This window comes from Stenotrophomonas sp. PE591 (assembly GCF_018320795.1).
Taxonomy (GTDB): Bacteria; Pseudomonadota; Gammaproteobacteria; order Xanthomonadales; family Xanthomonadaceae; genus Stenotrophomonas; species Stenotrophomonas maltophilia.
In genome coordinates this window covers 13394-25814 of the sequence record NZ_JAAOKO010000012.1, presented here as the reverse complement: position 1 = coordinate 25814, position 12421 = coordinate 13394, and the positions used below count along the sequence as shown (strand labels likewise).

At 67.2% G+C, this 12421-nt stretch carries 11 protein-coding genes; 1 reads left to right on the top strand and 10 read right to left on the bottom strand.

The features are described 5' to 3' along the window. Positions 1-34: 34 nt before the first annotated feature. The 10 genes from aceK to JLDANKMP_RS20370 all read right to left on the bottom strand — a co-directional run bounded on the left by aceK (position 35) and on the right by JLDANKMP_RS20370 (position 10944). The gene (aceK, locus tag JLDANKMP_RS20415) at positions 35-1765 is read right to left on the bottom strand and encodes a bifunctional isocitrate dehydrogenase kinase/phosphatase (RefSeq protein WP_212561972.1); all 1731 of its coding nucleotides are present in this window, start codon (positions 1763-1765) and stop codon (positions 35-37) included. 146 nt (positions 1766-1911) lie between these two features. Beyond that, a complete protein-coding gene (locus JLDANKMP_RS20410) occupies positions 1912-2271 on the bottom strand; it encodes a hypothetical protein (RefSeq protein ID WP_005411280.1) in 360 nt (119 codons plus the stop codon). 53 nt (positions 2272-2324) lie between these two features. Then, positions 2325-2741 carry a roadblock/LC7 domain-containing protein gene (locus JLDANKMP_RS20405; RefSeq protein ID WP_212561971.1) on the bottom strand — a complete coding sequence of 139 codons (417 nt, stop codon included), beginning with the start codon at positions 2739-2741 and terminating at the stop codon, positions 2325-2327. Then, entirely contained in the window at positions 2734-3282 is a 549-nt protein-coding gene (locus JLDANKMP_RS20400; RefSeq protein WP_212561970.1) for an ATP/GTP-binding protein, read from the bottom strand. Before JLDANKMP_RS20400 ends, JLDANKMP_RS20405 begins: the two co-directional genes overlap by 8 nt. Then, a complete protein-coding gene (locus JLDANKMP_RS20395; protein ID WP_212561969.1) occupies positions 3275-4237 on the bottom strand; it encodes a hypothetical protein in 963 nt (320 codons plus the stop codon). Before JLDANKMP_RS20395 ends, JLDANKMP_RS20400 begins: the two co-directional genes overlap by 8 nt. Before the next feature lie 314 nt (positions 4238-4551). Beyond that, the gene (locus JLDANKMP_RS20390) at positions 4552-6774 is read right to left on the bottom strand and encodes an NADP-dependent isocitrate dehydrogenase (RefSeq protein WP_212561968.1); all 2223 of its coding nucleotides are present in this window, start codon (positions 6772-6774) and stop codon (positions 4552-4554) included. A 342-nt stretch (positions 6775-7116) separates the two neighbouring features. Continuing rightward, on the bottom strand, positions 7117-7629 hold the full coding sequence (locus tag JLDANKMP_RS20385; RefSeq protein WP_005411286.1) for a hypothetical protein: 513 nt from the start codon (positions 7627-7629) through the stop codon (positions 7117-7119). 45 nt (positions 7630-7674) lie between these two features. Beyond that, on the bottom strand, positions 7675-7968 hold the full coding sequence (locus JLDANKMP_RS20380; protein WP_005411287.1) for a LysM peptidoglycan-binding domain-containing protein: 294 nt from the start codon (positions 7966-7968) through the stop codon (positions 7675-7677). Between the two features lie 285 nt (positions 7969-8253). Next, entirely contained in the window at positions 8254-9072 is an 819-nt protein-coding gene (gene queF, locus JLDANKMP_RS20375) for an NADPH-dependent 7-cyano-7-deazaguanine reductase QueF (RefSeq protein ID WP_012481425.1), read from the bottom strand. A 552-nt stretch (positions 9073-9624) separates the two neighbouring features. Then, the gene (locus JLDANKMP_RS20370; RefSeq protein WP_012481426.1) at positions 9625-10944 is read right to left on the bottom strand and encodes a M20 family metallopeptidase; all 1320 of its coding nucleotides are present in this window, start codon (positions 10942-10944) and stop codon (positions 9625-9627) included. A 188-nt stretch (positions 10945-11132) separates the two neighbouring features. On the opposite strand from JLDANKMP_RS20370, the gene JLDANKMP_RS20365 reads away from it, so the two are divergent. Continuing rightward, on the top strand, positions 11133-12377 hold the full coding sequence (locus JLDANKMP_RS20365) for an efflux RND transporter periplasmic adaptor subunit (protein WP_012481427.1): 1245 nt from the start codon (positions 11133-11135) through the stop codon (positions 12375-12377). The last annotated feature ends 44 nt before the right edge of the window (positions 12378-12421 follow it).

The following is a 12421-nucleotide window of genomic DNA, read 5'->3' as shown; positions in this document are numbered from 1 at the left end:
GAGTACCTCAGTCCCAACACCCATGACAGCTGGCTCACGCCAACCGGTGCGCGCCAGCATAGGGCGGTGTATCCGGATAGTCACCGCGGGCGAAGCGCTCCTGCAGGCCCTGCCACCAGCCCGGGTCGAACAGGTGCCGGTAGTGCTCGCGCACCGCTGCCAGCTCTGCAGCGGGCAGGCCCATGAACGGGCCGAAGCGCTCGGGAAACACGTCGCGCGGACCCACATGGAACCATGGCTCGTCGGACATCGCTTCCTCCGGCGTGCGCGGCTGCGGCCAGGCGCGGAACACGCAGTCGCTGACCAGGCACAGCTCGTCGTAGTCGTAGAATACGGCCCGGCCATGCCGTGATACGCCGAAATTCTTCGGCAGCATGTCACCGGGGAAGATGTTGTTGCGCGCCATGTCGGTGATCGCCTGCGCATAGTCGAGCACCGCCGCCCGCACCGCCTCCGCGCCCTGCTCGCGCAGGTACAGATTCAAGGGACGAAAACGACGCTGCACATAGCACAGTGCGACTTCGACCTCATCGCCATCGATGCGTACGCTCTGCGCGCACTGCTGCAGCAGTTCATCCAGCAGGGCCGGCGCAAAGCGCTCGCGCGGGAAGCGCAGATGACGATAGGGCTGCGCATCGAGCAGGCGGCCGACACGATCGAGGTTGAACACCAGCGCGTACTTCTCTTCCACCTGCTGTCGCGACATCGCCTTGGGCCACGCGAAACGGTCGCGGATCAGCTTGAACACCAGCGGGTAACTGGGCAGGGTGAACACCGCCATGACCATGCCCGGCGTGCCTTCTGCATGCACCAGCCGCTCCTGCGGGTGCTCGTTGAAATGACGGAAGAAGGTGCGGTAGCGCTCGGTCTTGCCCTGCTTGGCGCGGCCCAGCACGGTGTAGATCTCATCGATGGGCTTGCCCGGCAGCAGACTGCGCAGGAACACCACCGCATCACCTACCGTGGCCAGGTTGGCCTGGAAATAACTGCGCGACACGCCGAACAGGTGGGCCACGTCCCGGCGCCGGGTCAGCACCGCATCGGCGCGCAGGCCACGCTCGTCGTTCACCAGGGCAATCACGCACGGCGAGAACCGGTGCTCGCCGAACACGCGGCCAACCAGGTAAGCGCGGCGCTCGCGGTAGAACACCGTGTCGAGCAGCTCGATGCTGCGTACCGGCGTATCGCCCCAGTGGGCCAGGTCATCCTGCAGGCGCACCGCGATGGCCGCGGCGCAGCGCAGCTGGTGCGCATAGGGGATATCGAAGCGATAGTCGGCCAGCACCCGCTGCAGCGCCTCCACCGGCCGCGTCGGCGAAACCGCGTAGGTATGCCGCGCCACCGGGTGGGTGATGGCATCGGAGGGTTCGACATCGAAGGCGATGAACTCCAGCGCCGGGTCCACGCCGCGGGTAGCGAACAGGCGTCGCGACAACGTGTTGTAGAAGGTCTTGTACAGCTCCGCGTCGATCAGGCCCTGCAGCAGCGTGCTGTAGCGGGCGTGCACCCGCAACCACAGCGCGCGCTCGCCGATCGCGTCACCGGCAAGGCGGCGCAGCGCATCCATCTGCTCGGCGATGCACAGGTCGTACAGGGCGATGCGCTCGACCGCATCCTGCCGGGCGCCGGCCCAGTCGCGCTGCTCAAAGCGCTGCCGCGCCCGCGCGGTGATCGCCGCAAAGCGGGCGTGGTACCGCTCGAAACCGTCGCGGATGGCTACCGCGATGCGCGGTGCCAGCTCGGCAGCGATGTCAGGCCTGGACATGCATGGCTCACCCGGGAGGACCGGCTTCACCATACGCTGGCGTGTGCGATGCCGTCGAGCGCGAAGGTAGTGCCGGCCGCTGGCCGGCAGCACCTGGACCGTCGATGGATCGATGCAGATGCCGGCCGCTGGCCGGCACTACTGGCTCAGATCGCCAGTTCGGCTTCCACGTCCTGCACCTTGCGCCGCGCCAATGCCAGGTTGGACCTGGTACGGTCCAGCACGATGTAGAAGAACAGGCCCTTCTTCTTCGCCACCGGGCGCATGATGTGGTACGCCTTGCCCAACGAGATCAGGATGTCCTCGATGCTGTCGTTGAGGTTCAGCGATGCGGCGGTCTTCATCTTGGCACGGATCACTTCGGTGTTGCCGGCGGCGGCCACTTCCATGTCCATGCCGGCACCGGCTTCGCCCAGCAGCATGCCGCTTTCATAGTCGACCAGCGCCACTGCCTGCGCGCCGTCGATGCCCATCAGTGCGTTCAACGATTCATTCAGTCCAGCCACGTCGCACCCCTTGTCGATGTTGGTTCGAGCCCCTCGTTCCCCTGCGGCCGGGCTCACGATCCGCCGAGTTCGGCCAGGATCGCCTGGCCACATTCCCTGCTCTGCCACAGCACCTGGCCGATCACGCTGCGCTGGTCGCAAGCCGCCATCAGCAGCAGCGGTGCGCGTCCCTCGGCCTGGATCGCCAGCATCAGCACCTTGCCGCCCGCGGCTTCCAGCATCAGCGTCTGCAGATCCCCAAGCACCAGTTCGCGCCCCACTGCTGCAGCCAGCGCCAGCATCGCGCTGGTCATCGCTGCCAGGCGTTCACCGCGCCCTTCGGCACCGGCACTGACCAGGGCGAAGCCATCCACACTGGCCAGCACCACCGTGCGTATGCCTTCCACCCGCTGGTGGAGGTCCTGCAACAGCGGCTGCAGGCGCTCACGCTGGCTGGCATCGGGCAACAGCGCCACCTGTCCGTCAGCCATGCGCGGCCACCAGTGCGTGCGCTTCCATCTCGCCCATCAATACATCCATCAGCAGCAATCCCTGTTCGCGGTCGCGGGTATCCACGGCCAGTAGCGGCAGCGGCTGGTCATCAATGCAGGCACGGGCGGCCCAGTCGTCCAGCGCGGCGTGCGGTGCCTGGTCGAGATGGGTGACGGCCACCACCAGCGCCAATGACGATGCGAACGGCCGCAACACCTGCAGATAATCCTCCAGTTCGGCAACCACGCCCGCGCGCCGCGCATCCAGCAGCAGCACGGCGCCGCGGGCGCCCTGCAGCAGGATCGGCCAGAGGAAATCGAAACGCTGCTGTCCCGGCGTGCCATACAGGCGCAGCCGCTCGCCATTGGGCAGGTCGATATCTGCATAGTCCAGGGCGACGGTGGTGGAGGCCTTGTCGGCACCGAGGCGGTCGCTGTTGGCCACGTCGGTGTCGACCACCGCGCCGGCCGCGATGCTGCGCACCAGGGTCGACTTGCCACTGCCCATGCCACCCAGCACCACCACCTTGTGCTCACGCATTGCGTTCGCTCCCACGCAGGTGACGCCACAGGCGGGCGAGCAGGCCGTTGTCAGCGCCGGCAGCGCGTTCCGGCAGCGGTACCGCCAGTGCTGCCTGCAGCTGCGCGTAACCGCACAGGTAAGCGGCATGGATGAAATCGCGCACGGCCGCAGGCGGCAGATCAAGCAACATCGCGCACTCGTCCACCGTGCACGCGCGCTTGAGCAGCAGCGAGCACAGGCGGAAGCCATCATGGTCATGGCCCAGCACACGGAAATCGGGCCAGCGCAGCAGCTTTACCGAAGCACCGCGCAGGCGTTCGTCCAGTGCCTGCCAATGGCGGCTGCGTTGCGCCCATTGCCACAGCAGCGGCCGCAGTGGCTGGCGTGGCCGCTCGCCGGCCAGGCCATGCAGGCGTGCGGGTGTCAGCGCATCCAGCTGCAGGCGTTCGAAGGCATCGGCCAAACGCTCCACCAGGGCCGTAGCCGGTTCCTGCAGCAGCACGGCCTGGTCATGCTCCAGGTCCATCAGCAGCAGAGGCTCGCCCGCATCACTCAGCAGTGCCTGGCCCTGTCGCAGCGGCAGCCGCTCGCGCAGCAGACGGGTGATGGCATGCGCACCATCAGCCAGGCGGATCGGTGCGGGTGCGTGCATGGCCAAGGGCTCCACTGCCAACTGCATGCGACGCAGCGCGCGACCGATGGCACTGTCATCAAGCACGTCCTGGTGCCCGTCGCCATCACGCAGCTGGCCGCCGATGTCTTCGATCCAGCACTGCAGTCGCGGACGCTGCTGGCGCATGCGCTGGGCCGCGTTGCGCAGCGCCGGTGTATCGCGGATGACCAGCAGGTCGCAATCGTCCAGGTCCTGGCTGCGGCGGATCTGGCCGTCCGGCAGGGCCGATGCCACCCGCAGCCGCTGCAGCAGGGCCTGCTCGCCCTGAATGTCGGTTCCCACTACCAGCACGCGTGCCATCCGTGTTCCCCGTGCGGCCACCTCCCCGGTGGCCTCGCGTCGCCAAGGCTAGGGCATCGCCAGCGGCAGCCGTCGTGATCGACTGCTCAGATCGAGGGCGGTTGCAGACGGTGTCCGATCAGTTCTGCGACGGCCATCGCGGGCAAGTTTCATGCCTCGTTGACGACATTCCGACAGCCGACGGAAGTCACGGTTCTGGACGCGGGTCGAATGGGGTCAGATCCCTTTTGCATGGCAAAAGGGTTCTGACCCGGAGCCCAAAAGAAACCCGCGCCGAAGCGCGGGTTCCGGTGTCACGACCGAACGGCGATGGATCAGCCGCGCAGCTGCTCCAGCGCGGCGTTGAAGGTCGCGCTCGGGCGCATCGCCTTGCTCGCCTTGGCGACGTCCGGGCGGTAGTAGCCGCCGATGTCCACGGCCTTGCCCTGCACCGCGATCAGCTCTTCGACGATCTTCTGCTCGTTGTCGGTCAGTGCCTTGGCCAGCGGTGCGAAGCGTGCCTTCAGTGCCGCATCTTCGTCCTGTGCGGCCAGCGCCTGCGCCCAGTACAGCGCGATGTAGAAGTGGCTGCCACGGTTGTCGATGCCACCCAGCTTGCGCGACGGCGACTTGTCGTTGTCCAGGAACTGGCCGTTGGCTTCGTCCAGCGCCTTGGCCAGCACGCGGGCGGCGGCGTTGTCGTAGCGGTTGCCCAGGTGTTCCAGCGACGCGGCCAGGGCCAGGAACTCACCCAGCGAATCCCAGCGCAGGTAGTCCTCTTCGACGAACTGCTGCACGTGCTTCGGGGCCGAACCACCGGCGCCGGTCTCGAACAGGCCGCCACCGGCCATCAGCGGCACGATCGACAGCATCTTGGCGCTGGTGCCCAGCTCCATGATCGGGAACAGGTCGGTCAGGTAGTCGCGCAGCACGTTGCCGGTCACCGAGATGGTGTCCTCGCCCTTGCGGATGCGGTCCAGCGAGAACGCGGTGGCTTCCACCGGCGGCAGGATGCGGATGTCCAGGCCGGTGGTGTCGTGGTTCTTCAGGTACTGCTCGACCTTGGCGATGACCTGCGCGTCGTGGGCGCGGGCGGCATCCAGCCAGAACACCGCCGGGGTGCTGCTCAGGCGGGCGCGTTCGACGGCCAGCTTGACCCAGTCCTGGATCGGCGCGTCCTTGGTCTGGCACATGCGCCAGATGTCACCGGCTTCCACGGCGTGTTCGAACACCACGGTGCCGGCATCGTCGGTGACCTTGACCACGCCGTCGGCGGCGATCTGGAAGGTCTTGTCGTGCGAACCGTACTCTTCGGCCTTCTGCGCCATCAGGCCGACGTTCGGCACCGAGCCCATGGTGGCCGGGTCGAAGGCGCCGTGCGCCTTGCAGTCGTCGATGACGGCCTGGTACACGCCGGCGTAGCAGCGGTCCGGAATGACCGCCTTGGTGTCCTGCAGCTTGCCTTCGGCATTCCACATCTTGCCCGAGTCGCGGATCATCGCCGGCATCGAGGCGTCGACGATCACGTCGCTCGGCACGTGCAGGTTGGTGATGCCCTTGTCCGAATTGACCATGGCCACGCCCGGACGCTGCGCGTACTCGGCGGCCAGGTCCGCTTCGATCGCGGCGCGGGTGGCTTCCGGCAGCGACGGCAGGCGCGCGGCCAGGTCACCGATGCCGTTGTTGGCATCGAAACCGGCCTGCTTGAGCACGTCGGCGTGCTTGGCCAGCACGTCCTTGTAGAACTCGTTGACCGCCACGCCGAACATGATCGGGTCGGAGACCTTCATCATGGTCGCCTTCAGGTGCAGCGAGAACAGCACGCCCTGGGCCTTGGCATCGGCGATCTGCTCACCGATGAACGCGGCCAGCGCCTTGCGGCTCATGACGGCGGCATCGACGATCTCGCCGGCCTTGACCGCGGTCTTTTCCTTCAGCACGACGGCGCTGCCGTCCTTGCCGTGGAAGGTGATCTTCAGCGCACCGGCGTTGGCCAGGGTGGCCGACTTCTCGCTGCCGTAGAAATCGCCGGCGGCCATGTGCGCGACGTGCGACTTCGAATCCGACGCCCAGGCGCCCATGCGGTGCGGGTGCTTGCGCGCGTAGTTCTTCACCGACAGCGGTGCACGGCGGTCGGAGTTGCCTTCGCGCAGTACCGGGTTCACCGCACTGCCCTTGACCTTGTCATAGCGCGCCTTGTAGTCGCGCTGCTGGTCGTCGGCCGGGGTTTCCGGGTAATCCGGCAGCGGATAGCCCTGGTCCTGCAGTTCCTTGATGGCCGCCTTCAACTGCGGCACCGAGGCGGAGATGTTCGGCAGCTTGATGATGTTGGCGTCCGGGGTGGTCGCCAGCTGGCCCAGCTCGGCCAGGTCGTCGCTGACCTTCTGCGCGTCGGACAGCAGTTCCGGGAACTGCGACAGGATGCGGCCGGACAGCGAGATGTCACGGGTTTCCACCACGATGCCGGCAGTGGCGGTGTAGGCGTCGACGATCGGCAGCAGCGACTGGGTCGCCAGGAACGGTGCTTCGTCGGTCAGCGTGTAGAGGATCTTGGACATGGGGGACTTGGACTCTGTAGCAATGCTCAGGGGAAGGCCGGCGCCAGCGCCGGGCCACGTGCAACCGTGTCGCTTTCCCCCGTCGCCGTCAGGGTGGGCGCGCGGCGGGGAAACCCCTGCATTGTCGCGTTTTCAGCCTCGCGGGGCAAAGCCGCGCCATACGCGGCGGTACTGCACGGCGGCAACGCTGTGATCCATCCACGCACGGCGTGGATCTGCGCGAACGCCGCCGTCAGTGGATCCACGCCATGCATGGATGAAGCCAGCCACCGGCCAATAAAAAAGGACGCAGCCTTGCGGCTGCGTCCATCGTGAGTCCTGCCGGGAGAGAGTCGGCAGGACTTACTTGACCTCGAACTCCTGCGGCGTTCCAGCCGCCTTGCCATCGACCGTGACCTCGGCGCGGTACTTGCCGGCCGGCCAGCCCTTTGCATTCTTGAACGTGACGTTGGTGGTCTCCGCGCCGCTGGCATTCAGGGTCGCGGTCTGTTCGCCGGCCACCTGGCCGTCCTGGAAGGTCAGCTTGGCACCGACATTGACGTTGTTGGCGGCGCCATCGGTCTTGACCGAGACGATGACATCATCCTTCGGCGAGAACAGTGCAGCCGGGGCGACCGATTTGTCGGCGGCAGCGGTCTTGCCCACGGTGACGGTGGAAACGCTGACCGCTGCAGCTTCCGCCATCGGCGGCGGTGCACCGGTCATCGGTGCCGGCGCTGCCGGCTCGGCCGGAGCCGTGGCGGCCGGAGCCGCATTGGTGTCGGTTGACTCTTCCTTCTTCTTGCAACCGACCAAGGCAACGCTGCCCAGCAGGGCGGCGATCAGGGCGGTCTGGAGCGGGGTGGTCTTGATCATTCGGGGTTCCTCCCAGGGATTGTCGGACGGCGTTTGATCGCCGGCTTACTTCGGCGGCAGTTTCAGGGTCTGGCCCGGGAAGATCTTGTCCGGGTCGTCAAGCACATCGCGATTGGCTTCGAAGATCTTCTTCCAGGCGTTGGCGTCGCCCAGATGCTGCTTGGCGATCTTCGACAGCGAGTCACCCTTCTGCACGGTATAGGTGCCGCCGCTGACGATCTCGGCGGTGCTGTCCACCGAAGCGCTCACGCCGGAGAAGTCCGCCTTCGGCACCTGCTCGGCGGTACTGTCGACGCTGGCGCTGACGCCGGAGAAATCGGCTTTCTTCTCGGTACTCATCCACAACTCCCGTCTGCATGACTACGTGGCTCGCACGGTGCCATGGCGGTTGTTAAATGGGGATGGTGCAGATGTGAAGCCGCCCCGGGGGGCGGCTGAACAATCGGGAGAGACGGTGCCCGGTAGTGCCGGCCGCTGGCCGGCTGTGCCAGGGGGATCCGGCCTTGGCCGATTGCCGGCCAGCGGCCGGCACTACCCGTAACCGCCTGCGAATCATGGTAGTGCCGGCCGATGGCCGGTGTTCGCCGGGCATGGCCCGGCACAACGGGCAACCGCCTGCGGCGGTTACTGGCGCAGTTCGCGGTAGGTCGCGGCCGGGGCGGCAATGCCGGGACTGGCGCGCCACGGGTTGATGTCCAGGCCACCACGGCGGGTATAGCGCGCCTCCACTTCCAGCCATTGCGGCTGGCAGCGCGCAGACACCTCGCTGAAGATCCGCTCAACGCACTGCTCGTGGAACTCGGCGTGCTCGCGGTAGCTCACCAGATAGCGCAGCAGGCCGGCACGATCGATCTTCGGCCCGCGGTAACGCAGGCTGACCGTCGCCCAGTCCGGCTGGCCGGTGACCGGGCAGTTGGACTTCAGCAGTGCCGAGACCAGGGTCTCCTCCACCACCTCACCGGCATTGGCCGAGAGAAAGTCCGCCTGCGGCGGGCCGTAGCAGTCGATCTCCAGCTCCAGCCCGTCGATGGATTCACCGAGCGGCGTCTCGCGCAGGCCCGGCAGCCCGAACTCGACCTGGACCGGCGCACCGGCACAATCCGACAGATCCGCCACGATGCGCGCGCGCAGTGCCTCGGCGCTGTCGATGCGGGTGCTGTTGAGGGAGTTGAGGTACAGCTTGAACGACTTCGATTCGATCAGCCGCGGCGAGGTGCACGGCACCTGCACGGTGGCCACGGCCACCTGCGGCTTGCCACGCGGGTCGAGCCAGCTCAGCTCGAAGGCGTGCCAGCGGTCATGGCCGACGAACGGCAGCGCGGCGTCATCGAGGCCGATCTCGGCGCGGGCGCCGCTGCGGGGGATGGGAAACAGCAGGCCGGGATCGTACTGCGACGGGTAACTGACCTCGCGACCGAGGCTGGAATCCTGTGGGGTGTTCATGGGGGGCATTGTATCGCGCGGACGGCGGGCCTTCGGCCGGGCCGGCCAACGGCGGAGCCCCTCCGTGGTGGTTTTGTTGGTTGGTCGTGGAAGGCGGTCTATCGGCTTGGCCGGGTGGGTAGGCGGGTCGGGGGACGCCGTAAACCCGTCCTTGGGGGCTTGGCCGCGGCATCCATGCCGCGGACACCCCCGCCCCGCCTACCCACCCGGCCCCTGACAGTTCCTTGCGCGCCGCCACCACCACGGGAAAGATCAGGAAAATCAAAATCAGAAGCCGATCCTTCAGACGTTCATGACGTCCGCCGTGCCGACCAACGGTCGGCACCCACCAACAGCAGCGGGCACCAACAGCCGCGGGAAACTGTGGAAGGCGGGGTGGGTCCGGTTGAGGGGGTGTCCGCGGCACGGATGCCGCGGCCAAGCCCCCATGGACGGGTTTACGGCGTCCCCCTCAACCGGACCCACCCCGCCATCCCACGGTATGCCCGCTTTTGACGTTGACGTTGCCGTTGATTCAAGCGGGTGCAGGGCTGCAAGCCCTGCCGGAAACCCTCACCCCGCCGGAGTGCCGGCACCGTGCAGGTAATCCAGGCTCACCTGCAGCAACGCGCGCAGTCCGACATCCAGCGCCTTCTCATCCAGCAGGAACTTCGGCGAATGATTGGCCGGCGCCGTCGCCGGGTCGATGCCCACGCTGGTGGAACCAACGAAGAAGAACATCCCCGGCACTTCCTTCGCGTACAGCGAGAAATCTTCCGCGCCCATCTGCAGCGGCGGCTCGTACACGTTGTCCTTGCCCACCACCGCCTGCAGGCTCGGCAGCATCTTCGCGGTCAGCGCCGGGTCGTTCACCGTGGCCGGGTTGCCTTCCGATTCGTAGATGTCGGTGACCGCCTTTGCCCCGTGCGCGGCCGCAGTGTGCTCGGCGACGTTGCGCAGGTCGGCGAAGATCTGCTGGCGCATGCCCTCGTCGAAGGTGCGGATGGTGCCGACCATCTCCACTTCATCGGGAATGATGTTGTAACGGATGCCACCGTTGATCGCACCGAAGGTCAGCACCGCCGGTTGCTTGGACAGGTTGGCGCGGCGGCTGACGATGGTCTGCGCGGTACCGACCAGATCGGCCGTGGCCACGATCGGGTCGACACCGTTCCACGGTGCCGAGCCGTGCGTCTGGCGACCGATCACCTTGATCCCGAAACGATCCGAGGCGGCCATCAATGGGCCACCGCGAACCGCGATCTGACCGGCCTGCACGCTGGAGAACACATGCAGGCCAAACACCGCCTCCGGCTTGAAGTCGGCGAACAGGCCTTCCTTCAGCATCAGCGCGGCACCGCCCTCTTCCGGCGGCGGTGCGCCTTCCTCGGCCGGCTGGAAGATCAGCATCACCTGGCCCGGCAGGTCCTTCTTCATCGACACCAGCGCTTCGGCCACGCCCAGCAGGGTGGCGGTGTGCGCGTCATGGCCGCAGGCATGCATCACGCCCACGGTCTGGCCGCGGTACTGGTCGGTGGCCTTGGAGGCGAACGGCAGCCCGGTCTGTTCGGTTACCGGCAGCGCGTCCATGTCCGCACGCAGCGCGATCTTCGGGCCGGGCTTGCCGCCTTCGATGATCGCCACCACGCCGTGGTGGGCGATGCCAGTCTTCGGCTTCAAGCCCATCGCACGCAGGCGCTTGGCGACCTCGGCCGAGGTGCGCGCCTCGCGGTTGGACAGTTCCGGGTGCTGATGGAAGTCGCGGCGCCATTCAACCACCTTGGCCTGCAGGCGCTGGGCAGCAGCGGTCACTTCGGGGCGTTGCCCGTCCTGGGCGTGGGCAACGGCCGGCAGGGCCAGCAGCAGGGCGGACAGCAGCAGCGAACGGCGCATCGCAATCTCCACAGCAAGAGGGGTCCAGCTGAATGTAGGGCAACACCGCCGCCACGGGAACCTCCGCGGCCGGATCCGGTCTTAGCGCCCGTCCCATCCGTCATGCAGGAAACGTGATGCGGCACAGGTATGCTTTGCGCATTGCCAACCGGGGCCGCGCCCCGTCCAGCCCTCTTGGAGTCCTCGTAATGTCACGTGTTTGGAAGATCGTGCTGCTGGTCGTGGCGGTTCTGGTGCTGGCCGTGGTCGGCCTGCGCGTCATCGGCGGGGGCAAGGACAAGGCTGGAAAGCCGGCAGCGGGAGCGCGCCAGGGTGGCGAAGACCCGGATGCCGGCCCGGTGCCGGTGACCGTGGTCCAGGCCACGCACCAGGACGTACCGGTGTATGCCAGCGCACTGGGTACCGTGACGGCAATGAACACCGTCACCGTCAGCCCGCAGGTCGGTGGCCAGCTGATGAGCCTGAACTTCCGCGAAGGCCAGGAAGTGAAGAAGGGCGACGTGCTGGCAGTGATCGATCCACGCACTGCCCAGGCCAGCTACGACCAGGCCGCGGCAGCCAAGCGCCAGAACGAGGCGCTGCTGGCCACCGCGCGCTCCAACTACCAGCGCTCCAATGCGCCGGAGTATCGCCAGTTCGTCGCCAAGACCGATCTGGATACACAGCGAAACCAAGTGGCACAGTACGAAAGCGCAGTCGCGGCGAACGAAGCCAGCATGCGCTCGGCACAGGTGCAGCTGCAGTACACCAGGGTCACCGCACCGATCACCGGCATCGCCGGCATCCGCGCGGTCGACGCGGGCAACGTGGTCAACGCCGGCACCGCGCTGGTCACCCTGACCCAGATCCACCCGATCCACGTCCTGTTCAACCTGCCCGAACGCCAGCTCGGCGACGTGCGCCAGGCGCAGGCCGCCGGCGCGGTGCCGGTGGCGGCACTGGACCGCGCCGACTCGCACGTGCTGTCCGGCGACGGCAAGCTGGACGTGGTCGACAACCTGATCAGTGCCGACAGCGGCACCTTCAAGGCGCGCGCGCTGTTCGACAACACCGACAACGGCCTGTGGCCGGGCCAGTTCGTCAACGTGCGCATGCAGCTGCGCACGATTGCCGGCGGCGTGGTCATTCCGACCCAGGCCGTGCTGCGTGGGCCGGATGGCGAGTACGTCTACGTCGTGCAGGGCGACAACACGGTGAAGATGCAGACCGTGCGCAGCGGCGTGGAAGTGGGCGACAGCCAGGTGCAGATCGCCGAAGGCCTGAAGGGCGGCGAGCGGGTGGTCAGTGAAGGCCAGTTCCGCCTGAAGCCGGGCAGCAAGGTCACCGCGCTGAAGCCGGGCGAAACCCCGGCCGCACCGACCGAGGCCGAGCTGAAGGCCGCCGAACAGAAGAACGGTGGCGGCGGTGGCCGTCGCGGTGGCGGTCCGCGCTGAGCGCAGGCCACGGTTCTCCCTCGCGCCGGCGGACCCGCCGGCGC

Coding starts and splice junctions, on each gene's coding strand:
- JLDANKMP_RS20395 (WP_212561969.1), bottom strand. CDS start 4,237: ATGGCACGCGTGCTGGTAGTGGGAACCGACATTCAGGGCGAGCAGGCC.
- aceK (WP_212561972.1), bottom strand. CDS start 1,765: ATGTCCAGGCCTGACATCGCTGCCGAGCTGGCACCGCGCATCGCGGTA.
- JLDANKMP_RS20365 (WP_012481427.1), top strand. CDS start 11,133: ATGTCACGTGTTTGGAAGATCGTGCTGCTGGTCGTGGCGGTTCTGGTG.
- queF (WP_012481425.1), bottom strand. CDS start 9,072: ATGAACACCCCACAGGATTCCAGCCTCGGTCGCGAGGTCAGTTACCCG.
- JLDANKMP_RS20390 (WP_212561968.1), bottom strand. CDS start 6,774: ATGTCCAAGATCCTCTACACGCTGACCGACGAAGCACCGTTCCTGGCG.
- JLDANKMP_RS20370 (WP_012481426.1), bottom strand. CDS start 10,944: ATGCGCCGTTCGCTGCTGCTGTCCGCCCTGCTGCTGGCCCTGCCGGCC.
- JLDANKMP_RS20385 (WP_005411286.1), bottom strand. CDS start 7,629: ATGATCAAGACCACCCCGCTCCAGACCGCCCTGATCGCCGCCCTGCTG.
- JLDANKMP_RS20400 (WP_212561970.1), bottom strand. CDS start 3,282: ATGCGTGAGCACAAGGTGGTGGTGCTGGGTGGCATGGGCAGTGGCAAG.
- JLDANKMP_RS20405 (WP_212561971.1), bottom strand. CDS start 2,741: ATGGCTGACGGACAGGTGGCGCTGTTGCCCGATGCCAGCCAGCGTGAG.
- JLDANKMP_RS20380 (WP_005411287.1), bottom strand. CDS start 7,968: ATGAGTACCGAGAAGAAAGCCGATTTCTCCGGCGTCAGCGCCAGCGTC.